This window comes from Kitasatospora aureofaciens (genome assembly GCF_019192735.1).
In the GTDB taxonomy this organism is placed as follows: domain Bacteria; phylum Actinomycetota; class Actinomycetes; order Streptomycetales; family Streptomycetaceae; genus Kitasatospora; species Kitasatospora aureofaciens_A.
Genome location: NZ_JAHTKP010000003.1, coordinates 225,305 through 251,501 on the forward strand (window position 1 = coordinate 225,305; position 26,197 = coordinate 251,501).

The following is a 26,197-nucleotide window of genomic DNA, read 5'->3' on the forward strand; positions in this document are numbered from 1 at the left end:
CCATCCTCCCGGGCCGCGCGGCCCCGCCCAACCGGTGCGAGCCCTGCCCGCACCCTGACTTGTCCCTGATAAGGGGTAGGGACCCACCCTGATGCGCCCGCGGGCGCGCGCGTGGAACCATCGGTGGCGTGGCAGCACCCGGTACCGATCCCCGTCCCCTCACCCCCGATCCCGCGCCGTCGGCGGGCGCCGACCCGAGCGCGCCCGACGCCGGCCGTCCGCCGTACCGCCGGCTCTACCGGAGCCCGCAGGGGCGGATGCTCGGCGGTGTCGCGCACGGCCTCGCGGTGCACCTCGGGCTGCCGGTGCGGTGGGTCCGGCTGGCGTTCGTGCTGCTGTTCTTCGCGCAGGGGATCGGTGGGCTGCTGTACGCGGCGTTCTGGTTCGTGGTGCCGATCGGCATCGGCGAGCCCGCGCACCGCGGCGGCGCGCACTGGGTGTACGTCAACGGCGCTTTCGTCCCGGCGAGCCAGTGGCAGGCGCCCGGCACACCGCTGACCAAGGGGAGCAGCGGCTGGGTCGGCCGGCTGCGCGAACTGCTCCAGCACGCGCTCCAGGGCGAGCCGGTCGCCGCGACCGCCGCCGCCGAGGGCGAGGCCGCCGCCCGGCCCGCCGCCAAGGACGGGCAGGGCGGCCTCGGCCAGCTGGCCGCCCTGGTGATGGTCGTGATCGGCCTGATCGCCCTGCTCAACGTGCTCGGCTGGCAGAGCGCCAAGCCGTACACCTGGCCGCTGCTGGCGATCGGCGTCGGCGTCGCGCTGGTCTGGCGGCAGGCCGACGACTCGCGCTGGCAGCGCTGGTTCGGCCTGGAGGAGGGCGAGAAGCGGCGCGGAGCCTACACCCGGGTCGGCGCCGGCGTGCTGCTCGCGGTGGCCGGCACCATCGCGCTGCTCGCCATGCAGGGCAGCGGCTCGACGCTCGGCTCGGTGATCGAGGCGTCGATCGCGGTGCTGGCCGGCGTGCTGGTGCTGCTCGGCCCGTACGGGCTGCGGCTGTGGCAGGACCTCGGGGCCGAGCGCACCGCCCGCATCCGTGCCCAGGAGCGCGCCGAGATCGCCGCGCACGTCCACGACTCGGTGCTGCACACCCTGACCCTGATCCAGCGCCGGGCCGAGGACCCGAAGGAGGTGCTGCGTCTGGCCCGCGCCCAGGAGCGCGAGCTGCGGCTCTGGCTGTACCGCCCGGAGGCCGCCGCCGAGGCCGCGCCGGACACCATGGCGGAGAGCCTGCGGGCCGTCGTCGCCGAGGTCGAGGACCGGCACGGCGTCCCGGTCGAGCTGGTGATCGTCGGCGACTGCCCGATGGACGAGAAGATCGCGGCACAGATGCAGGCCGCGAGGGAGGCGACCGTCAACGCGGCCAAGTACGGTGGCGGGGGACCGGTCCAGGTCTACGCCGAGGTGGAGGGGAGGACGGTGTCGGTGTTCGTCCGCGACCACGGCCCCGGCTTCGACCCCGACACGGTGCCCGAGGACCGGATGGGCGTACGGGAGTCGATCATCGGCCGGATGAAGCGCAACGGCGGCACCGCACGGGTGCGGCCCGCGCCGGACGGCGGCACCGAGGTCGAGCTGGAGATGGGGAGAACGAATGACTGAGGCAGCGCCGGACCGTATCGCGCGGGTCGTGCTGGTGGACGACCACCGGATGTTCCGGACGGGCGTCCGGGCCGAGATCGGGCGCACCGAGGCCACCGGCATCGACGTGGTCGGCGAGGCCGACGACGTGGAGTCGGCGGTCCGCGTCGTCGCCGAGACCAGGCCGGACGTGGTGCTGCTCGACGTCCACCTGCCCGGCGGCGGTGGTGTCGAGGTGCTGCGGCGCTCGGCGGGGCTGATGGGCGAGCAGGGAGGGGTCAAGTTCCTGGCACTGTCGGTGTCGGACGCGGCCGAGGACGTCATCGGCGTCATCCGCGGCGGCGCGCGCGGCTACGTCACCAAGACGATCACCGGGACCGACCTGGTCAACGCGATCTTCCGGATCGCCGACGGCGACGCGGTGTTCTCGCCCCGGCTGGCCGGCTTCGTGCTGGACGCCTTCGCCGCCACCGACACCCCGCCGGTCGACGAGGACCTGGACCGCCTGACCCAGCGCGAGCGCGAGGTGCTGCGGCTGATCGCGCGCGGGTACGCGTACAAGGAGATCGCCAAGCAGCTGTTCATCTCGGTGAAGACCGTCGAGAGCCACGTCTCCGCCGTCCTGCGCAAGCTCCAGCTGAGCAACCGGCACGAGCTCACCCGCTGGGCCACCGCCCGCCGGCTGGTCTGAGCCCGGCCTCCGCTCGGGGACCGCTGTCAAGCCCGCCCGCCGGTCTCGTACCGGCGGGCGGGCTTGTCGGTGCGGGGCCATAGACTCGGAGTGCCATGAGTAGCCTCTTTGACGACCTCCCGCTCCCCGGTTTCGAGGCCCCCGCCGCCGGGTCGAAGCAGCCCGCCGCACCCCTCGACGAGGAGCCCCCGCCGTACGAGGACGACGTCCCGTACGACGCCTTCGAGGAGGCCATCCCGGAGGGGCTGTTCCGGACCGACCATGCGGCCGAGGCCCAGCGGGACGCCTGGTACCGCAACGGCGCCGCCCGTACGGTGATCGACCCGGCGCAGCTGCTGGAGGGCATGAACGACCCCCAGCGCGAGGCCGTGCTGCACGCCGGCTCGCCGCTGCTGATCGTGGCCGGCGCCGGCTCCGGCAAGACCCGGGTGCTGACCCACCGGATCGCCCACCTGCTCGGCGCCCGCGGCGTGCAGCCGGGCGAGATCCTGGCGATCACCTTCACCAACAAGGCGGCCGGCGAGATGCGCGAGCGCGTCGAGCAGCTGGTCGGCCCGCGCGCCCGGGCGATGTGGGTCTCCACCTTCCACAGCGCGTGCGTGCGGATCCTGCGCCGCGAGTCCAAGGTGCTGGGCTTCACCTCCAGCTTCTCGATCTACGACTCGGCCGACTCGCAGCGGCTGATGTCGCTGGTCTGCCGTGACCTCGACCTGGACCCGAAGCAGTTCCCGCCGAAGTCCTTCACGGCGAAGGTCAGCAACCTCAAGAACGAGCTGATCGACGAGGAGACCTTCGCCGACCAGGCCGCCAACCCGATGGAGAAGAAGCTCGCCGAGGCCTACGCCCTCTACCAGCGGCGGCTGCGCGAGGCCAACGCGCTCGACTTCGACGACATCATCATGACGACGGTGAACCTGCTCCAGGCCTTCCCCGACGTCGCGGAGCACTACCGGCGGCGGTTCCGGCACATCCTGGTCGACGAGTACCAGGACACCAACCACGCCCAGTACACCCTGGTCCGGGAGCTGACCGGCGGCTCGGTGGCGGCCGCCCCCAGGCGCACCGTCGACGGCGACCTGGTCAACCCGGCCGCCGGCCGCCTCGCCGAGGTGCCCCCGGCCGAGCTGTGCGTCGTCGGTGACGCGGACCAGTCGATCTACGCCTTCCGCGGCGCGACCATCCGCAACATCCTCCAGTTCGAGGAGGACTACCCGAACGCCATCACGATCCTGCTGGAGCAGAACTACCGCTCCACGCAGACGATCCTGAGCGCGGCCAACGCCGTCATCGAGCGCAACGCCAACCGGCGCGAGAAGAAGCTCTGGACGGCCGGCGAGCACGGCGAGAAGGTCGTCGGCTACGTCGCGGACGACGAGCACGGCGAGGCCCAGTTCATCGCCGACGAGATCGACCGGCTCACCGACGCGGGCGACGCCAAGCCCGGCGACGTCGCGATCTTCTACCGCACCAACGCCCAGTCCCGCGTCTTCGAGGAGGTGTTCATCCGGGTCGGCCTGCCCTACAAGGTGGTCGGCGGGGTGCGCTTCTACGAGCGCAAGGAGGTCCGGGACGTCCTGGCGTACCTGCGGGTGCTCTCCAACCCGGAGGACACCGTGCCGCTGCGCCGGATCCTCAACGTGCCCAAGCGCGGCATCGGGGAGCGGGCCGAGGCGATGGTCGACGCGCTGGCCGCGCGGGAGCGGATCTCCTTCGCCCAGGCGCTGCTGCGGGTCGACGAGGCGTACGGGATGGCCGCGCGCTCGGCCAACGCCGTCAAGAAGTTCAACACGCTGATGGCCGGGCTGCGGCAGGTCGTCGAGTCGGGCGCGGGCCCGGCGGCGGTGCTGGAGGCCGTCCTGGAGGAGACCGGCTACCTGGCCGAACTCCAGGCCTCCACCGACCCGCAGGACGAGACCCGGGTGGAGAACCTGCAGGAGCTCGCCTCGGTGGCCCTGGAGTACGAGCAGGACCCGGGCGAGCGGCCCGACGCCGGCGAGGAGGGCACGCCCCCGGTCGGCTCGCTGGCCGACTTCCTGGAGCGGGTCGCGCTGGTCGCCGACTCGGACCAGCTCCCGGATGCGAAGCAGTACGGGACCGAAGGAGGAAGCCCCGACGAGGATGCGGAGGGCCAGGGCGTCATCACGATGATGACCCTGCACACCGCCAAGGGCCTGGAGTTCCCGGTGGTCTTCCTCACCGGCATGGAGGACGGGATCTTCCCGCACATGCGGGCGCTCAACCAGGTCAAGGAGCTGGAGGAGGAGCGCCGGCTCGCCTACGTCGGGCTGACCCGGGCGCGCGAGCGGCTCTACCTGACCCGCTCGGTGCTGCGCAGCGCGTGGGGGCAGCCCGCGTACAACCCGGCCTCGCGGTTCCTGGAGGAGATCCCGGAGAACCTGGTGGAGTGGAAGCGGAGGGGGGCGGCGCAGGCGCCGGCCGCGCGCGGCTTCTCCTCCGGGTCGTCCTGGGGCAAGTCCTCGTCCGGGGGCGGGAGTTCGCGTTCCGCCGGGTCTTCGGCGGCCGCGTCGTCCAAGCCGAAGGCGGGTTGGGGGCAGTCGGCGCGGCGCTCCGGCAAGGTCGTGGAGCGCGAGGTCGTCTCGCTCGCGGTCGGCGACCGGGTCACCCACGACACCTTCGGGCTGGGCACGGTGGTGAACGTCACCGGCGTCGGCGACCGGGCGCAGGCCACCGTGGACTTCGGCTCGGAGGGCCGCAAGCAGCTGCTGCTGCGGTACGCGCCGGTGGAGAAGCTCTGAGGCCCGGGCTCTAGCGGGGGTCAAGCCCGTTCGAAAGGAACCACGGCAGCGGGTCGACCGGCCCGCTGCCGGGCGGCCGGATCTCGAAGTGCAGGTGCGGTCCTGTGCTGTTGCCGCTGCTGCCGACGAAGGCGATGACGTCGCCCTGCTTCACCGGGCCCTTGCGGATTTTGTAACCGCGCAGGTGGCAGTACCAGGCCTCGGTGCCGTCGGGCATCTTGAGTATCGACATGTAGCCGTAGAACGGGTTCCACTGCGTCCGGATCGTGCCGTCGGTGACGGCCATGACCTCGGAGCCGCCGTCCACCGGGAAGTCGATGCCGGTGTGGCGGTTGGCCCAGTGGGTGCCGGCCGCGCCGAACAGCTCGCCGAGGCCGTGCTGGGCGACCGGCATGACCACCTTCGGCTGCGGGGCCGCCTGCGGCGTCGGCTGGGCGGTCGGGGTGTCCGTGGGCTGGGCGCCGGCCAGCGGTTGCCGGGCGTCGCTGCGCGAGGCCTGCGCCGGGTCGCCGGCCGCGACGGCCTGCTGGGCGGCGGCCTTGGCGGCGGTGTTGTCCGGGGCGTCGGCCGCGGACGCCTGCGCGGGCACCCGTCCGGCCTCGTCCTGTATCACCGTGACCGCCGCGGCGCCGGCGACCCCGAGTGCGGCCACCGACGGGATGGCGACCCGGAACAGCGCGGCCCGGGTGGCCGCCTTGGCGGCACCGCGACGCTGGACGCGGGACTGCTCGCGGGCGGCCAGGCGCAGCTCCGCACGGGTCGGACGGGCGGCTGCGTCGGGAGCCATCGGGGGCTGCCTCCTCGGTGGGCCTCGGTCACGTCGTCGGGCGAGGGAAAACAGCCGTGACTGTAGCCCCACGTCCGGCCCCTCGGAAAAACCTCCGGTTGTCAAGAGGGCGGCCGGGGGGCTGTGCGGCGGGCCCGCGAGCGGGTATACCCACTGGTAGCAAGGGGTGGAGCTGTGATTTTGCCCTCCTCTTGAGGGGTGGGACGGTCAACCGGGCCGGGTGGCGCTAACCTCCCCTCAGGTTGGTTATTGACCGTTAACGCGCCCGGGGCCCACGAGGTCGGGTGGGTTGGTGGACGACGAGGTCCAGGAGGCAGTGATGGGTGTGTCAGGGCCGATCCGTGTGGTGGTCGCCAAGCCGGGGCTCGACGGTCACGACCGTGGCGCCAAGGTCATCGCGCGCGCCCTGCGCGACGCCGGCATGGAGGTCATCTACACCGGGCTGCACCAGACGCCCGAGCAGGTCGTGGACACCGCGATCCAGGAGGACGCGGACGGGATCGGGCTGTCGATCCTCTCCGGCGCCCACATGACCCTGTGCGCGCGGGTGCTGGAGCTGCTCAAGGAGCGCGACGCGGCGGACATCAAGGTCTTCTGCGGCGGGATCATCCCGGACGAGGACATCGCCGAGCTCAAGGCGATGGGCGTCGCGGACATCTTCACCCCGGGCACGCCGACCCGGGACGTCGTCGCCTGGGTGGAGGCCAACCTGCGGGCGGCGGGCTGAACTTCGGGCAGCCGTCTGAACTTCGGCCGAGCGGGCCGGTCCGTCGGGGGCCGGCCCGCTCAGGCTTTTCAGACGCCGGGTCTTTCGGGCACTGAGTTTCAGGCGCCGAGTTCGGCGAGCATCGCCTCCCGGAAGCGCAGCGTCCCGGCGAGGCGGGCGAAGGTCTCGGACCACGCGGACTCGGGCGCGGCCTCGGCGGCCAGCGCCTCGACGGCGGCGGCCGTCTCCGGGGCCAGCGCGCGTTCCGTCATGCCGAGCACCCCGCTGTGGCTCCACGGGTACGCGCCGGAGGCGGCGGCCCGGGCCAGCGCGGTGACCACCGCCGTGGACAGCGGCGGCGTCCACGGCGTGACGCAGGCACCGAGCAGCTGGAACGCCTCGCCCAGGCCGTGCACCTCGATGAACGCGGCCGTCCAGACGGCCCGTTCGGCGGGCGGCAGGACGGCGAGCAGCTTGCTCGGGGCACCGGTGGCGCGGGGCGCCCGGGACCGGCCGGCGCCGCGGGCGGGCGGGACGGGCGCCGGGCCGAGCAGCGCGCGGGCCCAGTCGGCGTCGTGCTGGCGGACGGCGGCGCGGGCCCAGGCCTCCCGGAGGTCGTCGGCCCAGCTGCTGCTGGTCTCGTCGATGCTGTCGCCGACCCGCAGGGTGAGCAGCTGCTCCGGTGTCAGCCCGGTGGTCTCCGGCCAGACGGCGAGCGGCGCGGCGGCGATCACCTCGCCGAACCACCAGGCCCGTTCGCCGCGCCCGGTGGGGGACTTGAGGGGTATGCCGTCGCGCTGCATGCCGGCGTCGCACTCGGCGGGCGGGGTGACCAGCAGGTGCGTCCCCGGCTCGGCGAGGCGGACGGCGGCGGTGGCCCGGACGGCCATCCGGTGGGCGAGGTCCGAGCCGGGGAGGGTGGACAGCAGCTCGGCGGCGGTGGCCCGGACGTTCTTGCTGCGGTCGCCGAGGGCGGCCTCCAGGAACGGTTCGTCGGCGGGGGAGAGACCGTCCTGGAGGGCGTCCAGGAAGAGCAGCCGGTCCTCGGCGCGCTCGGTCGGCCAGGTGCTCCGCAGGAGGGCGAGGCCGGCGGCCGGGTCGCGCCGGCGCAGCAGGGTGAGGTGGGTGACGCGCTCGGCGAACAGGCCCTCGTGCCACAGGTGATCGTCGGTGGGCTGCTCGGGAGCGTCGGGCGCGGTGGTGCGCAGGACGTAGCGCCAGTCCGGGTTCTGCCCGGCCAGCCAGCGGCCGAGCGGGCCGGCCAGGGCGACCCCGTCCGTCCGCAGTTCGCTGCGGGCGCGGGCGGCGTCGAGCAGGGCGGGCACCAGGGCGGCGGGCGGGCGGAAGCCGCGGGCGCGGGCGGTGGCGAGCCACTGCGGCAGCAGCTCGGTGAGGTTGGCGAGGGTGCCGCCGCCGTTCGACCGCCCGGCGAGGAGGACGGCCAGCCGGCGGGCCGCCGCCGGGGGCAGCTCGGGGCGCGGGTCCTCGGGAGCGGGCGGGCCGGGCGGCCCGGCGGCGGGGACGGGCAGGGCGCCCGCGCGGCGGCGGACGGTGGCGAGGGCGGCGAGCTCCAGCAGGGCGGTGGCCGGGTCGTCCTGGTCCACGGACTCGGCGAGGGGCAGGGCGGTGGCCGGGAGCGGGCGGCGGTCGGTGCCGAGCAGGGCGGTGGTCCGCAGGCTCTCCCACGGGTCCTGGGTGATCGTCATTCTCGGTGCTCCTGTGGTGGGTTAGGCAGTGGTCAGACCGATCGGGCGGTGATCGCCGGCCCACGCCGTGACCGGGGCGAAGCCCTGGTGGCCGTACTCGCCGAAGACCGTCAGCGGGCGGCCGGTGGAGACCGCGGCCAGCCGCCAGAGGGCCGGCTCCGGGACGGCCGAGGGGCGGACGGGGACGGTGTGGTGGCCGTCCGTCAGCTGCCAGCCCTCGGGGGTGCGGACCGGGACGACCCCGGCGAGGACGGTGGGCCAGGCGTCCAGCCACGGGTCGTCGGCGACGGCGGTGCCGTAGCCGGCCACCGCCTCGGCGACGGTGAGTCCGGTGGGCGGGGCGGCCGGGCCGGGCTCGGGGGCCCCGTAGCGGGTGCCGAGGGCGGCCCGCAGCGGGCGGGCGGCGGGGTGGAAGGCGAGCTCGGCCTCCAGCAGGTGGCCGGTGGGGACGGCGAGGTCGGGGGCCTGGTCGGGGCGGCCGAAGGCGAGCAGCAGGGCCGGGCGGCCGGTCTTGGCGCCGCGCAGCCAGACCCGGCGGGTGGTGAGCCGGTCGTCCCCTCCATCACCCATGGGTGCCGTCCGGCTGCCGAGGACCTGCCAGCGGTCCCGGACCGTCGGCCCGGCGAGGATCTCGGCCGCGTCGGTGGTGTAGCCGACCCGGGTGCGCACGGTCGCGGCGAGCCCGGCCGGCAGCTCGTCGATCCGGGTGGCGGCGGTGGCCAGCAGGTGGAGCATCGCGTACTCCTCCAGGAGCCGCTCCTGCGGCAGGCCGTCGAGCTCGCGGACCCGGGCGGCGAGGCCCGGCGCCTGGGCGTCGACCATGCGGGCGGCCACCTCCTCCCACGGCCCGGCGGTGGAGCGGTCGGCCAGGCCGTGCCGGATCCGGTCGGCGAGGCGCAGCCGCAGCTCGGCCGCGCCGGCGGCGACCCGGGCGCCGCGCTTCTCAGCCCGGCGGCGGGCGGCGGCCGGATCGGCCGTGGCCTGGGCGGAGGGGATCGCGGCGCGCTCCCGGCGGGCCGCGAGCCAGTCGGCCGCCCAGTCGGCGGGCTCGGCGGCGGCGACGGCCTCCGGGGTGCCGCTCCACAGCAGGAGGAGCCCGAGCGCGTGCTTGCACGGGAACTTCCGGCTCGGGCAACTGCACCGGTAGGCGGGCGTGGCGAGTTCGATCACGGTGCGGTACGGCGTACTGCCGCTGCCCCGGCACTCGCCCCAGAGCGCGGTGCCGTCGGTGCCCGCGGCCGACCAGGGGGCGGGCGTGGAGAGCTTGCCGGCCGCCTTCTGCGACGCGGCGTCAGGTGCCAGGGACAGGACGTGTTCGGTGCTCCAGCGTTCCTCCATGGCACCGACGGTAGGCGGCGGCACTGACACTCCCTCACCGTCCGTCCCGCCGTCCGCCCGGGAATGTCAGTGGCCCGGTGCAGGGTGGTTCCCGCAGGCCGGAATTGCCCTCCCGTCGTCCGCCACCACCCTTGTCCGAGGCGCTGCGCGCCGCCCCTCCTGTTCGCTCCCCCGATCACCCCGCCGCCCGTGTTCCCGGCGGCCGACCCGAAGGAGCCCCCCATGACCGACGTTCTGCGGCAGCATGCCGAGGACGCCTTCGCCGGTGAACTGGCCGCCCTGGCCGCGCAGGACGACCGTCCGCGCCCCGCCCGCTGGAAGCTGTCCCCATGGGCCGTGGCCACGTACCTGCTCGGCGGCGAGCTGCCCGACGGCACCCTGATCACGCCCAAGTACATCGGCCCGCGCCGGGTGGTGGAGGTCGCCGTCACGACCCTGGCGACGGACCGCGCGCTGCTCCTGCTCGGCGTGCCCGGCACCGCCAAGACCTGGGTGTCGGAGCACCTGGCCGCGGCCGTCAGCGGCGACTCCACCCTGCTCGTGCAGGGCACCGCCGGCACCCCCGAGGAGGCCGTCCGGTACGGCTGGAACTACGCCCAGCTGCTCACCCGCGGCCCCAGCCGGGACGCGCTGGTGCCCTCGCCGCTGATGCGGGCGATGGCGGACGGCAAGCTCGCCCGGATCGAGGAGCTGACCCGGATCCCGGCCGACGTGCAGGACGGCCTGATCACCATACTGTCCGAGAAGACGCTGCCGGTACCGGAGTTGGGCACCGAGACGCAGGCCGTCCGGGGCTTCAACGTGATCGCCACCGCCAACGACCGCGACCGCGGCGTCAACGAGCTGTCCAGTGCGCTGCGCCGGCGGTTCAACACCGTGGTGCTGCCGCTGCCGGCCTCGCTGGAGGAGGAGGTCGACATCGTCACCCGCCGGGTGAACCAGCTCGGCCGGTCCCTGGAGCTGCCCGAACTGCCCGGCGGCGCCGAGGAGATCAGGCGGGTCGTGACGGTCTTCCGCGAGCTGCGGGCCGGGATCACGGCGGACGGCCGGACGAAGGTGAAGACGCCGAGCGGCACGCTGTCCACCGCGGAGGCGATCTCGGTGGTGACCAACGGCCTCGCCCTGGCCGCCCACTTCGGCGACGGCGTGCTGCGCGCCGGGGACGTGACGGCGGGCGTCCTCGGCGCCGTCGTCCGCGACCCGGTGGCGGACCGGGCGGTGTGGCGCGAGTACGTCGAAGGGGTGGTGCGCGAGCGCGACGGCTGGAAGGACTTCTACCGGGCCGCCCGCGAGGAGGAGCGATGACCTCGGACGTCACTCTCCTCGGCATCCGCCACCACGGCCCCGGCTCGGCCCGGGCCGTGGCCGCCGCGCTGGCGCAGCTGCGGCCGGACGCGGTGCTGATCGAGGGCCCGCCCGAGGCCGACGGCATCGTCGGGCTGGCCGCGGAGAAGGACCTCGTGCCGCCGGTCGCGCTGCTGGCCCACGCGGTGGACGACCCGTCGCGGGCCGCGTTCTGGCCGTACGCCGAGTTCTCCCCCGAGTGGGTGGCGATCCGGTACGCGGTGGAGCGGGAGCTGCCGGTCCGGTTCATCGACCTGCCTGCCGCATACGGCTTCGGCGACGCCCTGGACACCGGCGACGGTAGGGCCGCCGGCGACGCCCCGGACACCGACGAGCCGGCCGCCGACCCGGTGGCGCTGCTCGCCGAGGCGGCCGGGCACGACGACCCGGAGCGCTGGTGGGAGGACGTGATCGAGCACCGCGCGCCCGGCGCGGACGCCCTCGTGCCGTTCGCGGCCGTCGCCGAGGCGATGGCGGCGCTGCGCGAGGAGGGCCTCGGCGAGTCCCGCCGGGACCTGCTCCGCGAGGCCCACATGCGGCAGCGGATCCGCGCCGCCCGGCGGGCCGGGTACGCGCGGATCGCCGTGGTCTGCGGGGCGTTCCACGTGCCCGCGCTGGCCGCCATGCCGACCGTCGCCCACGACCGGGCGCTGCTCGCGGAGCTGCCGAAGAAGGCCAGGACCGACATCACCTGGGTGCCCTGGACGCACCGCCGGCTCTCCCAAGCCGCCGGCTACGGCGCGGGCGTGGCGTCGCCCGGCTGGTACCACCACCTGTTCACCGTCGAGGGCGACCCGGTCCCGCACTGGCTCGCCCGGGCCGCCGACCTGCTGCGGGCCGAGGATCACCCGGTCTCCTCGGCGCACGTGATCGAGGCGGTCCGGCTCGCCCACACCCTGGCGGTGCTGCGCGGCCGCCCGCTGGCCGGGCTCACCGAGACGCTGGACGCCGTCCGCGCCGTGCTGTGCGACGGCTCCGACGTCGCGCTCGAACTCGTCCGCGACCGCCTGGTCGTCGGCGACGCCCTCGGCGAAGTCCCCGACACCGCACCGGCGGTGCCCCTCCAGCGGGACATCACCCGGCTCCAGCGCACCCTGCGCCTCAAGCCCGCCGCCACGCCCCGGGACCTCGACCTCGACCTGCGCAAGGACACCGACGCCGCCCGCTCCCGCCTGCTGCACCGGCTGCGCCTGCTCGGCGTCGACTGGGGCGTGCCCGCTCGCTCCGCCGTCGCCTCGACCGGGACCTTCCGGGAGACCTGGCGCCTGTGCTGGCAGCCCGAGTACGCGGTCCGGATCGCCGAGGCCGCCCAGTGGGGCACCACCGTCGAGGAGGCGGCCGTCGCAAAGGCCATTGCCAAGGCCACCAGTACCGCCCGTGCCACCGAACTCGCCGAGCTCACCGCCCTGGTGGAGACCTGCCTGCTGGCCGGCCTGCCCGCCGCGCTGCCCGCCGTGATGCGGGTGCTCGCCGACCTGGCCGCCCTGGCCACCGACGTCGCCCACCTGGCCGGCGCCCTGCCCGCCCTCGTCCGCGCGCTGCGCTACGGCGACGTGCGCGGCACCGACCACGGCGCGCTCGGCGCGGCTGCCACCGGCCTGGCCGACCGCATCTGCGTCGGACTGCCGCCCGCCTGCGTCGGGCTGGACGCCGAGAGCTCGGCGGCGATGCGCGGCCGGCTCGACGAGGTGCACGGCGCGATCGGCCTGCTCGCCGCCGGCGGGGCCGAAGCGAACGCGGCCGAAGCCGACGCGGCCGAAGCCGACGCGGCCGAAGCCGACGCGGAAGACGCCGCCGGCCTCGCCGGCCGCTGGGCCGCCGCCCTGCGCTCGCTGGCCCGCCGCGAACCCGCCGGCGGACCGGCCACCGGAGCCCCCGGGCTGCTCCGCGGGCGCGCCGTCCGGCTGCTGCTGGACGACGGGCGGCTCGACTCCGACGAGGCCGGCCGACGCCTGCGCCTGGTCCTGTCCGCCGCCAACGCCCCGGCGGACGCGGCCGGTTGGATTGAGGGCTTCCTCGCCGGCGGCGGCGCCCTGCTGCTGCACGACCCCCGGCTGCTCGCGCTGCTCGACGAGTGGCTGACCGGCGTGTCCGGCGAGGCCTTCACCGACGTCCTGCCGCTGCTGCGCCGCACCTTCGCCGGCCTGGAGGCGGGCGTCCGCACCACGATCGGCGCCCGGGTCGCGTCCGGCCCCCTCGACGCCGAACCCCTCGCCGAGCCCGCTGCCGGTGAACTCGACCGTGCCCGGGCCGACGCCGCCGTGCCGGTGATGGCCCTGCTGCTCGGCGTCCGGCCGTTCATCCCCCGGCAGGCCGCCGGCCGCGACACCTGACGACACCCGTCGTGACGACACCCCGTCGTGACGACACCCGTCGTGACGACACCCCGTCGAGACAACACCCCGTTGAGACCGTGAAGGAGGACCCCATGGCGACGACGACCGACGAACGCCTCCGCCGGTGGCGACTGGTGCTCGGTGGCGAGGCCGACGGCACCGGCTGCACCCTGCGCGGCCGGGACGCCGCGATGGACGGCGCGCTCGCCGCGCTCTACCGGGGCGCCCCCGAGGAGACCGGCCGCCCGGGCCGCGGCGCCCGGCGCTCCGCCGGGCTCGGCGGCTCGGCCCCGCAGGTGGCCCGCTGGCTCGGCGACATTCGCAGCTACTTCCCGTCCACCGTCGTGCAGTTGATGCAGCAGGACGCGATCACCCGGCTCGGCCTGGACCGGCTGCTGCTGGAACCCGAGATGCTCGCCGCCGTCGAACCGGACGTCCACCTCGTCGGCACCCTGCTCTCCCTCAAGCACGCGCTGCCCGAGACCACCCGGGAGACCGCCCGCGCCGTCGTCGGCCGGGTCGTCGCCGACCTGGAGCGCCGGCTCGCCGACCGGACCAGGGCCACCCTGGGCGGCGCCCTCGACCGCAGCGCCAAGGTGAACCGCCCGCGCCACCGCGACATCGACTGGGACCGCACCATCCGGGCCAACCTGAAGAACTACCTGCCCGAGCACGGCACCGTCGTCCCCGAACGGCTGGTCGGCCACGCCCGCGCCCAGCGGGCGGTCCGGAAGGACGTCATCCTCTGCATCGACCAGTCCGGCTCGATGGCGCCGTCCGTCGTCCACTCGGCGGTCTTCGGGGCGGTGCTCGCCTCGATGCGGACGCTCGACACCCGGCTGGTCGTCTTCGACACCTCGGTGGTCGACCTCACCGAACAGCTCAGCGACCCGGTCGACGTGCTCTTCGCCACCCGGCTCGGCGGCGGCACCGACATCAACCGCGCCCTCGCCTACTGCCAGTCGAGGATCACCCGCCCGTCCGAGACGATCGTGGTCCTGATCAGCGACCTCTACGAAGGCGGCATCCGGGACGAGATGCTCCGGCGGGTCGCCGCGATGAAGGCGGCCGGCGTCCAGTTCGTCGCCCTGCTCGCCCTCTCCGACGAAGGCGCGCCGGCCTACGACCACGCCCACGCCGCCGCGCTGGCAGCCCTCGGCGCGCCCGCCTTCGCCTGCACCCCGGACGCCTTCCCGGAGATCATGGCGGCGGCGATCGAGAAGCGGCCGATCCCAGTACCCAACTAGAGGGGCCCGACCAGGGGGCCTGACCGGGTGGTCCGACCAGGGAGTGGGGACGGATTCACCCGGACGTGCGAATCCACCCGACCGGTGGACCGGGCGTTTGTCACGCCCATTTAGGCTGTCTGTGACGGTTCTCACCAAAGACGGGCCGGTCCCGGGCGAAAGAGTCCCGTCCTGCGGGGATAACCTGCCAGACGGACGTGACGCGCGTGTTGATTGACGTGTGCGCCCGTGGCTGTGTGGGCCGCAAGGCCGTACCTCTGCGTACCCGCACCGCCCCGACGACCCGCAGCGAAGATCCTGCCGTGGCACGCTCGTAGAGACACAATCCGCGACCACGAACAAGGACAAACACGTGGACCTGTTCGAGTACCAGGCGAGGGACCTCTTCGCCAAGCACGGTGTTCCCGTGCTTGACGGTGATGTCATCGAGACCGCCGCAGACGCTGCCGCCATCGCGGAGCGCTTCGGCGGCCGCGCCGTCGTCAAGGCTCAGGTGAAGGTGGGTGGCCGAGGCAAGGCCGGCGGCGTGAAGCTCGCCTCCGACCCGGCCGACGCCGTCGTCAAGGCCGAGGCGATCCTCGGCATGGACATCAAGGGCCACACCGTTCACAAGGTGATGCTCGCCCAGACCGCCGACATCAAGGACGAGTACTACGTCTCGTTCCTGCTGGACCGCACCAACCGCACCTTCCTGGCCATGGCCAGCGTCGAGGGCGGTGTGGAGATCGAGGTCGTCGCCGAGGAGAACCCCGAGGCGCTCGCCAAGATCCCGGTCGACGCCAACGAGGGCTGCACCCCGGAGAAGGCCGCCGAGATCGTCGCCGCGGCGAAGTTCCCGGCCGAGGTCGCCGACCAGGTCGCCGACGTCCTGCAGAAGCTGTGGAAGGTCTTCATCGCGGAGGACGCCCTCCTCGTCGAGGTCAACCCGCTGATCAAGTCCGGCGACGGCAAGATCATCGCGCTCGACGGCAAGGTCTCGCTGGACGAGAACGCCGAGTTCCGCCAGCCCGAGCACGAGGCCCTGGAGGACAAGGCCGCGGCCAACCCGCTGGAGGCCGCCGCCAAGGCCAAGGGCCTGAACTACGTCAAGCTCGACGGCCAGGTCGGCATCATCGGCAACGGCGCGGGCCTCGTCATGAGCACCCTCGACGTGGTCGCCTACGCCGGTGAGAGCCACGGCGGCGTCAAGCCCGCCAACTTCCTCGACATCGGCGGCGGCGCCTCCGCCGAGGTCATGGCCAACGGCCTGGAGATCATCCTGGGCGACGCGGACGTCAAGTCCGTCTTCGTCAACGTCTTCGGCGGCATCACCGCCTGCGACGCGGTCGCCAACGGCATCGTGCAGGCCCTCGCGCTCCTGGAGAGCAAGGGCGAGAACGTCACCAAGCCGCTCGTCGTCCGCCTGGACGGCAACAACGCCGAGCTGGGTCGCAAGATCCTGACCGACGCCAACCACCCGCTGGTCCAGCAGGTGGACACCATGGACGGCGCCGCGGACCGCGCCGCCGAGCTGGCCAACAAGTAAGGAAGGGGACTTTCACACCATGGCTATCTTCCTTACCAAGGACAGCAAGGTCATCGTTCAGGGCATGACCGGCTCCGAGGGCATGAAGCACACCCGCCGCATGCTCGCCTCCGGCACCCAGATCGTCGGCGGTGTCAACCCGCGCAAGGCCGGCACCACGGTCGACGTCGACGGCACCGAGGTGCCCGTCTTCGGCTCCGTCGCCGAGGCCATCGAGAAGACCGGTGCCGATGTCACCGTCATCTTCGTGCCGCCGAAGTTCACCAAGGACGCCGTCGTCGAGGCCATCGACGCCGAGATCGGCCTGGCCGTCGTCATCACCGAGGGCGTCCCGGTGCACGACACCGCCGCCTTCTGGGCCTACGCCGGCTCCAAGGCCAACAAGACCCGGATCATCGGCCCGAACTGCCCCGGCCTGATCAGCCCCGGGCAGTCGAACGCCGGCATCATCCCGGCCGACATCACCAGCTCCGGCAAGATCGGTCTGGTCTCGAAGTCCGGCACCCTGACCTACCAGCTCATGTACGAGCTGCGCGACATCGGCTTCTCCTCGGCCGTGGGCATCGGCGGTGACCCGGTCATCGGCACCACCCACATCGACGCCCTCAAGGCGTTCCAGGAGGACCCGGAGACCGAGCTCATCGTCATGATCGGTGAGATCGGCGGCGACGCCGAGGAGCGTGCCGCGGCCTACATCGCCGAGCACGTCACCAAGCCGGTCGTCGGCTACGTCGCGGGCTTCACCGCCCCCGAGGGCAAGACCATGGGCCACGCCGGCGCCATCGTCTCCGGCTCCTCGGGCACCGCCCAGGCCAAGAAGGAGGCCCTGGAGGCCGCCGGTGTCAAGGTCGGCAAGACGCCGTCCGAGACCGCCCGCCTGGCGCGCGAGATCATCGCCGGCTGACCCCAGCCCGGCTCACGCGAGTGCCCCTGCCCGGTTCGCCGGGCAGGGGCACTCGCTTTTGGCGCGCCGGGTTTCAGCGTGCCGGGGTGCAGGGTGGCAGCGCCCAACGGGCACACGTCGGCGGTCCCTGCGGCGGCGGGGCCTCCGTCCCCCGGCCCGCCGCCGGCGGCAGCTCCCACAGCCCGACCGCCCGAGGCGGCGGATCCACCACGACCGCCTCCACCCCCGGCGTCAGGCTGCACCACAGACTGCTGATCCCGCCCGGCGGCCCGCCCGGCACCACCGGCACCCCCGCTTCGGGCGCGGCCGCACACACCGGCGGTTCCGGCGGCTCCGACGGCTGGAACAACGCCGCCGGCCGCCCACCTGCCAGCGTCAGCGCCACCGCCCCGCCCACCGCCGCCGTCAACAGCGCCGCCGCCCCCGTCCGCGCCGCACTCACCAACCCGTGCCGGGCCCGCAACACCGGCACCGCCGGCCGATGCGGCTCCGGACACCCCCGCACCGCCGCCCGGTGCAGCAAGCCGCTCAACCGGTCCGCGAACCCCGGCGCCGCCGGATCCGATCCCACCAGGTCCGGCACCCACCGCGCCAACGCCGTCCGCGCCGCCCACACCCGCCGCTCCGCGGCCGCCAGCGTCGACTCCACCTCCACCGCCACGGCGGCGGCCGGCAGCCCCAGCCCGTCATGCAGCACCAGCGCCCGCCGCTGTGGCCGGGACAGCCGCTTCAGCGCCTTCAGCAGCGCCCGGTCCCGGTCCGTCAGCCGGTCGTGATCCGGCAGCACCGCCTGCGACTCGTCCGCCGGCTGCACCTTGATCCGCCGATGCGGCAACCGCCACGCATGCGCCCGCTGCGGCCCACCCCGATGCCACGGCGACAACGCCAACTCACACGCCCGCCCCCGCACCCACCCCTCCGGATCCCCCGTCCCGACCACCTTCTTCCACCCCCGCCGCGCCTCCCCGAACGCCCGCCGCACGCAGTGCAGCGCCCGATGCCTGCACGCCGTCAGCAGGAACACCTGCTGCACCAACCGCGCATGCGCCCCTTCGTACACCTCTTCGAACGTCCCCGGGGCCGGTTCGCCGTCACGCTTGCTGCGCCGGCCGGCCGCCTCGGCGTGCCTGTCGGCGGTCTTCCCGCGCCCGCTCACCGGCCCGTCGTGCCTGCCGTCCGACGCCCGGCGTTGCCCGGGCGCCGTGCCGGCAGGCCGGCGGGTCGGCTCACGGAACCGGACGGCCGCCTCGCCGGGCCCGCCGCTCGACGCGCTGCGCTCGTCGAGCGGCGGCTCCGCAGGGCGCTGGTCGCCTCGCCGGGCGGCGGGGGCTGTGGCGGGCTTCGCAGCCGGGCCGGGTGAGGCGGCCGGGTGTTCGCTGCCGGCGCGGGCCGTGTCGGCGAGTCGGTCGTGTCGAGCGGCAGCCTCGTCGCGCCCGCCCGATACGTCGCTGCGCCGGCCGGTTGTCGTGCTGTGCTCGCGGTGTTGGTCAAGCGGCGGTTCCGCTGTGGGCTGGTCGCCCTGTCGGGCGGTGGTACGGGGGTTGGCCGCGCCGGGTGGGGTTGGCAGGTGGTTGTCGCTGGGGGTGGTCTTGCCGCCTTCCCCAGGGTGGGGGTTCGCCTGGGGGGCGGCGGGGTCGTCGGCTGCGGGGGTGTGCTTCTTGGTGCCGACCACCGGGGGCCGCTCTTGGGCCCGCGGTGGTTGCGCTGCCTCGGCTTCCGGGGCTGCCGTCCCCCGGAGGTGGGCGGCGAGGGCCACGGCGTCGGCCTCCGTTGCTGCGCCGAGTTTGCGCATGGCGCGGTGGAGGTGGTTGCGGGCTGTGGCGGGGGTGATGTCGAGGGCGGCGGCGGTCCGGTGGACGTCGTGGCCGGCGGCGAGGTGGGCGAGCGCCTGGACCTCACGGGGGGTCAGTGTCCGGAGGAGGCCGGTCGCGTCCTGGCCGGTGCGGGTGGGCGGCGTGGTCATCAGACGCTCCGTGCCGGGGCGTCGGCGGCTTGGGGGCAGGGTCTGAAGATGCGCATAAGCCAATAATCTGGGACACGACGGCAGTTTGCCGCTTCACGGAGCATGGCGAGTCGCCTTGGCACCATGAGGCACATGACGCAGCTGATGGGCCGTCCGATCCTGGAGGTGCCGGGCGAACTGGGCGTTCGTCCCGTGCCGGCCGACCTGCTGGCCGGGGTGCGGATGGCGCTGGTCGGCCTGGCGGTGGTCGGGGTGCCGGTGCTCGGGCTGTGGGTGGCGACGCCGAACGCGGACAACGGAGCGGCGGGTGCCACCCGGCTGGCGGGGGCGCTGTGGCTGCTGGGGCACGGTGCGCCGGTGCTGCGCGGGGGTGCGGAGGCTCCGCTGACGGTCACGCCGTTGCTGCTGGGGGTGCTGGCGGTGGTTCAGCTCTTCCGGGCGGGCGCCCGGGTGGCGGCGCGGCGGGGGCTGCGGTCGCGGTGGGGCGGCCCGGTGGCGGTGTGGGCGGGGTACTGCGGGGTGGCGGTCGCTGTGGTGGTGCACTGCGCTGGTGGGGGCCTGTTCCGCTCGCGGGTGCTGCCGGACGTCGTGGCGGTGGGGCTGCTGGCCGCGCTGGCGGTCGGCGCGGGTGTCCGTTCGGCTGCGACGTCCCAGGCCCCGACACCCCGGGCCGAGACCGATGCCCGGCCGGTGCTGGACCGACTGCCGGTGTGGGCCCGTCCGACGGGCTGTGCGGGGGTGGTGCGCCGGTCGGCGCTGGCGGCCGGGGCGGGGCTGGTGGCGGCGGGCGGGGTGCTGGTCGCGGTCGCGGCGGTGTCGGACGCGGTGGTCGGGGGCGGCCGGGGGATGGCGGTGCTGGGCCGGGGGTCGACGGCGGTGGTGGCGCTGGTGCTGATGGCGGTGGTGCTGCTGCCGAACGCCGTGGTGTGGGGCGCGGCGTACGCGCTGGGGCCAGGGTTCGCGGTGGGGGAGGGGACGGTGGTGGCGCCGGGCGGTACGGCGCTCGGCCCGGTGCCCGAGTTCCCGTTGTTCGCGCTGCTACCGGAGTCGGGCCCGGGGGGCTGGCGGCTGGCGGTGGTGGTGCTGCCCGTACTGGCCGGGGTGGTCCCGGCACTGCTGCTGGGCCGCGCCGCAGCGACGGGTGCAACGGACGAGGAGCCGTGGCATCCCGCGGCGACGGCGCTGGCGGCCGCGGCGGCGGCCCTGCTGACCGGGGCCGGGGCGGCTGCCCTGGCCGGGCTGTCCGGTGGCGCGCTGGCCGGTGGCCGGATGGCCTGGCTGGGGCCGGTGCCCTGCTGGACGGGCCTGGCGGCGGCGGGCTGGTTCGCCGTCGTGGCGGTGCCGGGTGCGCTGCTGGTGCGGTACCGGGCGCTGAGCCCGGGCAGTCCGGAACCGGCGGCCCTCACCGGGCGGGCCGGCCGCGTGCGCCGGTCCGCCTGGCTGCTGCGCGCCCGCGTGCACGCCGCGGTGGTGCGGCTGAGCGGGCGCGCGTCCTAGGGAGCTAGTTGCCGTTCCCGACCAGGTCCACGTACCACTGCGGCGCCAGCCGGCTGCAGTTGTCGGCGCCGACCGAGGTCAGGGAGTCCTGAACGCAGGTGACGTAGTCCTGGTAGTACAGCCCGAGGCCGATCACCGAGGACGCGACCATGACGGTCATCGCCCCGGTGAGGATCCCGGAGAGGGCGGCCGGAGTGAGCGGGTTCGACGCCGAGGGGGCGATGCCGACCGGGTCGGTCGCGGACGGCTTCGGCGCGCGCATCGCGGTGATGCCCCACAGGATCCCGAGCGCGCCGACGAACAGTGCGACCCAGTGGAAGCCGGCGAGCACGCAGATCAGCGCGAACAGCCCGGCGAGCGCCGCGTTGCGGGCCTTGCGCTGGGCCGGGTCGGTGGGGTCGAGCCGGGGCGGCTGCGGGGCCGGCGGGCGGGGCTGCCAGCCGTCGCCGCCCTGGGGGCCGGGGCCCCACGGGTGCGGCGGCGGCACCTGGGGGTGTTCGCCGGCGCCTTCGCCGTCGGGGCGTTCGGGGCCTTCGCCGGGCCGGGGGGTGCGCGGCTGCCACGGCTGGTCCGGGGCATCCGCCGGCGGCGGCGCGAAGGGGTTGCGCTCGCCGGTGTTGTCACCGCTGCTCATGGTTCAGCCATTCCTTCTCGGTCGGTGGTGCGGTCGCCCGCGCCCCCTATGATCCCGCAGCCGTCCGGCGGGCCCCCGGCGGCCTGCCGCTCGGCCGCGGGGAGATCCCCGTCTCAACTACGCGCGTAGCGCCGGGAGGAGGGTTCGGAGGCCCTCCGACCAGCCGTTATCGTGGTGACGGTCAGCAGCTCAGATCGGTTCCCGGGGCCCGCGTCGCGGCGGGTTCTCCTTGTGTTCCCCCTCGCTCGACCTGCCGTTCGTAGTGGCCCCACCGCCGGTGGACGTACCAGCGGGCGGCGCCCGACCTACGGAGAATCGCGTAGTGGCCGCCGCCCCCGCCCAGCTCTTCCCGCCCCGTACGCCCGGACCGGCCCGCCTGGTGGTGCTGGTCTCCGGCTCGGGCACCAATCTGCAGGCGCTGATCGACGCCGCCGCCGACCCGGCCTACGGGGCCGGGATCGTGGCGGTGGGCGCGGACCGGGACGGCATCGCGGGTCTGGAGCGCGCCGAGAAGGCGGGGCTGCCGACCTTCGTCCACCGCGTGAAGGACTACCCGGACCGGGCCGACTGGGACCGCGCGCTGACCGCGTCCGTCGCCGGGTACGAGCCGGACCTGGTGGTCTCGGCCGGCTTCATGAAGATCCTCGGCCCCGAGTTCATCGCGGCCTTCGCGGGACGGATCGTCAACACCCACCCCGCGCTGTTGCCGTCCTTCCCCGGCGCCCACGGCGTCACCGACGCGCTCGCGTACGGGGTCAAGGTCACCGGCTGCACCGTCCACCTGGTCGACGCCGGGGTGGACACCGGGCCGATCATCGCGCAGGGCGTCGTCGAGGTCGCCGACGCCGATCACGCCGATGGCGGCGAAGCGCTGCACGAGCGCATCAAGACTGTCGAGCGCAAGCTGCTCGTCGACGTCGTGGGCCGGCTGGCCCGCGAGGGTCACCGTATCGAGGACCGAAAGGTATGGATTCCGGCATGAGTGCCAGCTCCACCACGCCCCCCGTTTCGGAGAACGTTCGTCCGATCCGTCGCGCGCTGATCAGCGTGTACGACAAGACCGGTCTGGAGGAGCTGGCCCAGGGCCTGCACGCCGCCGGGGTCGCCATCGTCTCCACCGGCTCCACCGCCGGCCGGATCGCCGCCGCCGGCGTCCCGGTGACCGAGGTCTCCGAGCTGACAGGCTTCCCGGAGTGCCTGGACGGGCGCGTGAAGACGCTGCACCCCCGCGTGCACGCCGGCGTGCTCGCCGACCTGCGCCTGGAGTCGCACCGCGCACAGCTGGCCGAGCTGGGCGTCGAGCCCTTCGACCTGGTCGTGGTGAACCTCTACCCGTTCAAGGCCACCGTCGCCTCGGGCGCCACCCCGGACGAGTGCGTCGAGCAGATCGACATCGGCGGCCCGAGCATGGTCCGCGCCGCCGCCAAGAACCACCCGTCGGTGGCCGTCGTGGTCGACCCGGCCCGCTACGGCGACGTGCTCAGGGCCGTCCAGGAGGGCGGCTTCGACCTGGCCACCCGCAAGCGCCTGGCCGGTGCCGCGTTCGCCCACACCGCCGCGTACGACGTGGCCGTCGCCTCCTGGTTCGAGGCCGGCTACGCGCCCAGCGACGCTGCGAACATCAGCGGCTCCGCCGCGGGGTTCCCGGAGTTCCTGGGCGCCACCTGGGAGCGGCAGAACGTGCTGCGCTACGGCGAGAACCCGCACCAGGGCGCCGCGCTGTACAGCGACGGCAGCGGCGGTCTGGCCGGCGCGCAGCAGCTGCACGGCAAGGAGATGTCGTACAACAACTACGTCGACACCGACGCCGCCCGCCGCGCCGCGTACGACCACGCCGAGCCGGCCGTCGCGATCATCAAGCACGCCAACCCGTGCGGCATCGCGACCGGCGCCGACGTCGCCGAGGCGCACCGCAAGGCGCACGAGTGCGACCCGGTCTCCGCGTACGGCGGTGTGATCGCGGTGAACCGCCCGGTCACCGTCGAGCTGGCCGAGCAGATCGCCCCGATCTTCACCGAGGTCGTCGTGGCCCCCGGCTACGAGGACGGCGCGGTCGAGGTGCTGGCCCGCAAGAAGAACCTGCGGGTGCTGGTCGCCCCAGAGGCGCCGGCCAACCGCCAGGAGGTGCGCCCGATCTCCGGTGGCGTGCTGCTCCAGGACACCGACCGGGTGCACGCCGAGGGCGACGACCCGTCGACCTGGACGCTGGCCACCGGTGAGGCGCTGTCCGAGGCGGAGCTGGCCGAGCTGGCCTTCGCCTGGCGGGCCTGCCGGGCCGTCAAGTCCAACGCGATCCTGCTGGCCAAGGACGGCGCCTCGGTCGGCGTCGGCATGGGCCAGGTCAACCGGGTCGACTCCTGCAAGCTCGCGGTCGAGCGGGCCGGCGAGCGGGCCAAGGGATCGTACGCGGCCTCGGACGCCTTCTTCCCGTTCCCGGACGGCCCGGGGATCCTGATCGCCGCGGGCGTGAAGGCGATCGTCCAGCCGGGCGGTTCGATCCGGGACGAGGAGGTCATCGCGGCCGCCGCCGAGGCGGGCGTGACGATGTACTTCACCGGCGCGCGGCACTTCTTCCACTGATCGCGTGACGCACTGATCGTGTGACGGTACGACAGAGCGGCCTGGTCCCCTCCACGGAGGGAGCCAGGCCGCTCTTCGCGATCAGCCGGTGGCTCAGTAGCGCGGCCGGGCGAACCAGGCGACGCCGTCCCTGGTGGACATCCCGACGATCATGAGGATCGAGACCGCCAGCCACATCACCGCGAAGACGAAGCCGGGCGCCGGGTTCACCTTGTTGGCGAACGAGCCGAGGAACATCACCAGGCCCCACAGCGCGCCCAGCGAGCCGTACACCAGAGTGGTGATGCGAACGGCCGGACCGCCCTGGCCGAACTTCACGCCCAGCGTGATGGAGAACACCGCGAAGAGCAGGGCCACGATGCCGACGACCACCAGCACGCCGGTCGCCGCGCCGCCGAACCCGCCGAACGGGTCGCTCTCGTAGCTGTCGCGGGCCCGGTCGGTGACCGTCTTCGTCACCGCGGCACCGGTCAGGATGATGCCCGCACCGATGATCTGCACCGCGCCGATGATGAACAGCAGCACCCGGCTGGTGACCACCATGCCCGGCATGGACTGCGGCACGGCCGGCGGGTACCCGTACATCGGGGCCTGCATCGGGGCCGCCTGCGGGTAGCCGTACCCGGCGGCCGGCGGGGCCTGCTGCGGGTAGCCGTACCCGGGCTGCGGCGGCTGGCTGTACGGGTTGTTCGGATCGGGCGGGTAACTCATCGATGCCTCCGGGCAGATACGGGACGTGGGGACGGGACGGCGGAGGCCCCGGAACCGGCCGGTGGGTCGGGACACCGGACGAGCGGGACACCGGACGAACGGGACGCCGGCCGGGCGCGCTGACGCTGCGGCGGTGGGGCCGTGGCGCCCGGCATCGGCGGCTCAGGAACGTGCTGGGTGCGGAGCGAGCGGAATCGTCGACGGCAGGGCGGCGGTCACGGCGCCGCGGCGGTGATCGGGCGGCGCGGTCTCGTGTGGTCGGCTCACTGGCTCTTTCCCCCGGGTACGCCCCGCCGTGGTGTCCGTCGGCCCGTCACCGGGCCGGTCGCGGCAGGGTATGCCCGCATATCGTCAAACAGACGGCAGGGCCGTGTCCAGCTGCCTTGACGCCGGTACCGAGACTGTGGCGCAACCGCAACGCGGCCCGGACCTTCCGTGCCCGTCCGGTCCGGCGACAGGCCCAGGGGCGGGCTGTGGTACGGCGCCTTGCCGCGATCCGGGAGAATGGGGTCATGACTGCCCAGATTCTCGATGGCAAGGCCACCGCCGCCGCGATCAAGTCCGAACTCGCCGCCCGCGTGGCGGCCCTCAAGGCGAAGGGCATCACGCCCGGCCTCGGCACCGTCCTGGTCGGCGACGACCCGGGCAGCCGGTGGTACGTCAACGGGAAGCACAAGGACTGCGCCGAGGTCGGCATCGCCTCGATCCAGCGCGAACTGCCCGCCACCGCCAGCCAGGAGGACGTCGAGAACGTCGTCCGCGAGCTCAACGCCGACCCGGCGTGCACCGGCTACATCGTCCAGCTGCCGCTGCCCAAGGGCCTGGACCAGAACCCGGTCCTGGAGCTGATGGACCCGGACAAGGACGCGGACGGCCTGCACCCGACCTCGCTCGGCCGGCTCGCGCTGGGCATCGAGGGCCCGCTGCCCTGCACCCCGCTCGGCATCGTCGAGCTGCTGCGTCGGCACGACGTCGAGATCAACGGCGCCGAGGTGGTCGTGATCGGCCGCGGCATCACCGTCGGCCGCTCGATCGGCCTGCTGCTGACCCGCCGCAGCGAGAACGCCACCGTGACCCTGTGCCACACCGGCACCCGGGACCTCGGCTACCACCTGCGCAAGGCCGACATCATCGTGGCCGCCGCGGGTGTGCCGCACCTGGTCAAGCCGGAGGACATCAAGCCGGGCGCGGCGGTGCTGGACGTGGGCGTCAGCCGCAGCGAGGGCAAGATCGTCGGCGACGTGCACCCGGGCGTGGCCGAGGTGGCCGGCTGGATCTCCCCGAACCCGGGCGGCGTGGGCCCGATGACCCGCGCGATGCTGCTGAACAACATCGTCGAGGCGGCCGAGCGCCGCGCCGGCGTCTGACACCACACGAGGGACGGCGAGCATGTCTGAGCCACGACCGGCACGGTCCCGGCGCAGGCCGGTCAAGACCACTGGCACCCTGCCGCCCGAGGGCTCGGCCGCGGCCTTCGGGCGCGAGCACGCCCTGCCGGTCCGGCAGTGGCCGATAACGCTGGTCCTGCTGGTGGTCGGCGCCGGGCTCGCGGTCACCTACTTCGCCGACTTCAAGGACGGCTTCAAGTACGGGCTGCTGATCCTCGGTGGCGGCGTGCTGCTCGGCGCCGTGCTGCGGCTGGTGCTGCCCGAGGTCGGGATGCTCGCGGTGCGCAGCCGCTTCACCGACGTGATCGTGCTGGCCTTCCTCGGCTCGTCGATCGTGCTGCTGACCCTGGTGGCCCAGCCGAATCCGTGGCTGGAGTTCCCGCTGCTCGACAACATCGGCCAGCTGATCGGCCGCCCCAAGCACTGATCACAGGCACCGATCCGCCATGACGGCCCCCGCCCGGTTTCTGCCCGGCGGGGGCCGTCGTCCTCTGTGACGCATCAGCC

General features: G+C 74.2%; 20 protein-coding genes. 14 read left to right on the forward strand and 6 right to left on the reverse strand.

What is annotated here, in order from left to right:
• The first annotated feature begins 128 nt into the window (after positions 1-128).
• From KV557_RS05095 to pcrA, 3 genes are all read left to right on the forward strand, one after another.
• A complete protein-coding gene (locus KV557_RS05095; protein ID WP_218198464.1) occupies positions 129-1,598 on the forward strand; it encodes an ATP-binding protein in 1,470 nt (489 codons plus the stop codon).
• A complete protein-coding gene (locus KV557_RS05100) occupies positions 1,591-2,268 on the forward strand; it encodes a LuxR C-terminal-related transcriptional regulator (protein WP_218198466.1) in 678 nt (225 codons plus the stop codon). Before KV557_RS05095 ends, KV557_RS05100 begins: the two co-directional genes overlap by 8 nt.
• 95 nt (positions 2,269-2,363) lie before the next feature.
• Positions 2,364-5,024, forward strand: coding sequence for a DNA helicase PcrA (gene pcrA / locus KV557_RS05105; RefSeq protein ID WP_218198468.1), 2,661 nt, complete (start codon positions 2,364-2,366; stop codon positions 5,022-5,024).
• 10 nt (positions 5,025-5,034) lie between these two features.
• Here the strand turns inward: pcrA and KV557_RS05110 are convergent, their stop codons facing one another.
• Positions 5,035-5,811, reverse strand: a complete 777-nt coding sequence (locus KV557_RS05110; RefSeq protein WP_218198475.1) for a M23 family metallopeptidase — start codon at positions 5,809-5,811, stop codon at positions 5,035-5,037.
• A 319-nt stretch (positions 5,812-6,130) separates the two neighbouring features.
• Between KV557_RS05110 and KV557_RS05115 the strand changes: the two genes are divergently transcribed.
• Positions 6,131-6,538, forward strand: coding sequence for a cobalamin B12-binding domain-containing protein (locus KV557_RS05115; RefSeq protein WP_153460947.1), 408 nt, complete (start codon positions 6,131-6,133; stop codon positions 6,536-6,538).
• A gap of 98 nt (positions 6,539-6,636) precedes the next feature.
• Here the strand turns inward: KV557_RS05115 and KV557_RS05120 are convergent, their stop codons facing one another.
• Both KV557_RS05120 and KV557_RS05125 read right to left on the reverse strand, forming a co-directional pair.
• Positions 6,637-8,223 carry a DUF5691 domain-containing protein gene (locus tag KV557_RS05120; protein ID WP_218198477.1) on the reverse strand — a complete coding sequence of 529 codons (1,587 nt, stop codon included), beginning with the start codon at positions 8,221-8,223 and terminating at the stop codon, positions 6,637-6,639.
• Positions 8,224-8,244: 21 nt separating this feature from the next.
• Positions 8,245-9,561 carry an SWIM zinc finger family protein gene (locus KV557_RS05125; RefSeq protein WP_218198479.1) on the reverse strand — a complete coding sequence of 439 codons (1,317 nt, stop codon included), beginning with the start codon at positions 9,559-9,561 and terminating at the stop codon, positions 8,245-8,247.
• 222 nt (positions 9,562-9,783) lie between these two features.
• Between KV557_RS05125 and KV557_RS05130 the strand changes: the two genes are divergently transcribed.
• From KV557_RS05130 to sucD, 5 genes are all read left to right on the forward strand, one after another.
• Positions 9,784-10,866, forward strand: a complete 1,083-nt coding sequence (locus KV557_RS05130; RefSeq protein ID WP_218198481.1) for an ATP-binding protein — start codon at positions 9,784-9,786, stop codon at positions 10,864-10,866.
• Positions 10,863-13,238 carry a DUF5682 family protein gene (locus KV557_RS05135; RefSeq protein ID WP_218198490.1) on the forward strand — a complete coding sequence of 792 codons (2,376 nt, stop codon included), beginning with the start codon at positions 10,863-10,865 and terminating at the stop codon, positions 13,236-13,238. Before KV557_RS05130 ends, KV557_RS05135 begins: the two co-directional genes overlap by 4 nt.
• A 95-nt stretch (positions 13,239-13,333) precedes the next feature.
• Positions 13,334-14,488: a VWA domain-containing protein gene (locus KV557_RS05140; protein WP_218198492.1), complete on the forward strand. Its 1,155-nt coding sequence runs from the start codon at positions 13,334-13,336 to the stop codon at positions 14,486-14,488.
• Positions 14,489-14,840: 352 nt separating this feature from the next.
• Positions 14,841-16,013 (forward strand): ADP-forming succinate--CoA ligase subunit beta, encoded by a 1,173-nt coding sequence (gene sucC, locus KV557_RS05145; protein WP_218198494.1) that lies wholly within the window; start codon positions 14,841-14,843, stop codon positions 16,011-16,013.
• A 19-nt stretch (positions 16,014-16,032) separates the two neighbouring features.
• Positions 16,033-16,917, forward strand: a complete 885-nt coding sequence (gene sucD / locus KV557_RS05150; protein WP_218198496.1) for a succinate--CoA ligase subunit alpha — start codon at positions 16,033-16,035, stop codon at positions 16,915-16,917.
• A 73-nt stretch (positions 16,918-16,990) separates the two neighbouring features.
• Here sucD and KV557_RS05155 read toward each other — a convergent pair whose 3' ends face one another.
• On the reverse strand, positions 16,991-18,880 hold the full coding sequence (locus KV557_RS05155) for a LuxR C-terminal-related transcriptional regulator (protein WP_218198498.1): 1,890 nt from the start codon (positions 18,878-18,880) through the stop codon (positions 16,991-16,993).
• 132 nt (positions 18,881-19,012) lie between these two features.
• On the opposite strand from KV557_RS05155, the gene KV557_RS05160 reads away from it, so the two are divergent.
• Positions 19,013-20,377 (forward strand): cell division protein PerM, encoded by a 1,365-nt coding sequence (locus KV557_RS05160; RefSeq protein WP_218198500.1) that lies wholly within the window; start codon positions 19,013-19,015, stop codon positions 20,375-20,377.
• 4 nt (positions 20,378-20,381) lie between these two features.
• Here KV557_RS05160 and KV557_RS05165 read toward each other — a convergent pair whose 3' ends face one another.
• Positions 20,382-21,011 carry a hypothetical protein gene (locus tag KV557_RS05165; protein ID WP_218198502.1) on the reverse strand — a complete coding sequence of 210 codons (630 nt, stop codon included), beginning with the start codon at positions 21,009-21,011 and terminating at the stop codon, positions 20,382-20,384.
• 322 nt (positions 21,012-21,333) lie between these two features.
• Here KV557_RS05165 and purN point away from each other — a divergent pair, with 322 nt between their 5' ends.
• Both purN and purH read left to right on the forward strand, forming a co-directional pair.
• Positions 21,334-21,993, forward strand: coding sequence for a phosphoribosylglycinamide formyltransferase (gene purN, locus KV557_RS05170; RefSeq protein ID WP_218198503.1), 660 nt, complete (start codon positions 21,334-21,336; stop codon positions 21,991-21,993).
• Positions 21,990-23,591: a bifunctional phosphoribosylaminoimidazolecarboxamide formyltransferase/IMP cyclohydrolase gene (purH, locus tag KV557_RS05175; RefSeq protein WP_218198504.1), complete on the forward strand. Its 1,602-nt coding sequence runs from the start codon at positions 21,990-21,992 to the stop codon at positions 23,589-23,591. Before purN ends, purH begins: the two co-directional genes overlap by 4 nt.
• 93 nt (positions 23,592-23,684) lie before the next feature.
• Here the strand turns inward: purH and KV557_RS05180 are convergent, their stop codons facing one another.
• On the reverse strand, positions 23,685-24,302 hold the full coding sequence (locus KV557_RS05180; RefSeq protein WP_218198505.1) for a hypothetical protein: 618 nt from the start codon (positions 24,300-24,302) through the stop codon (positions 23,685-23,687).
• Between the two features lie 512 nt (positions 24,303-24,814).
• Here KV557_RS05180 and KV557_RS05185 point away from each other — a divergent pair.
• A complete protein-coding gene (locus KV557_RS05185; RefSeq protein WP_218198506.1) occupies positions 24,815-25,669 on the forward strand; it encodes a bifunctional methylenetetrahydrofolate dehydrogenase/methenyltetrahydrofolate cyclohydrolase in 855 nt (284 codons plus the stop codon).
• A gap of 22 nt (positions 25,670-25,691) precedes the next feature.
• Positions 25,692-26,117 carry a DUF3017 domain-containing protein gene (locus tag KV557_RS05190; RefSeq protein WP_218198507.1) on the forward strand — a complete coding sequence of 142 codons (426 nt, stop codon included), beginning with the start codon at positions 25,692-25,694 and terminating at the stop codon, positions 26,115-26,117.
• Positions 26,118-26,197: the final 80 nt, after the last annotated feature.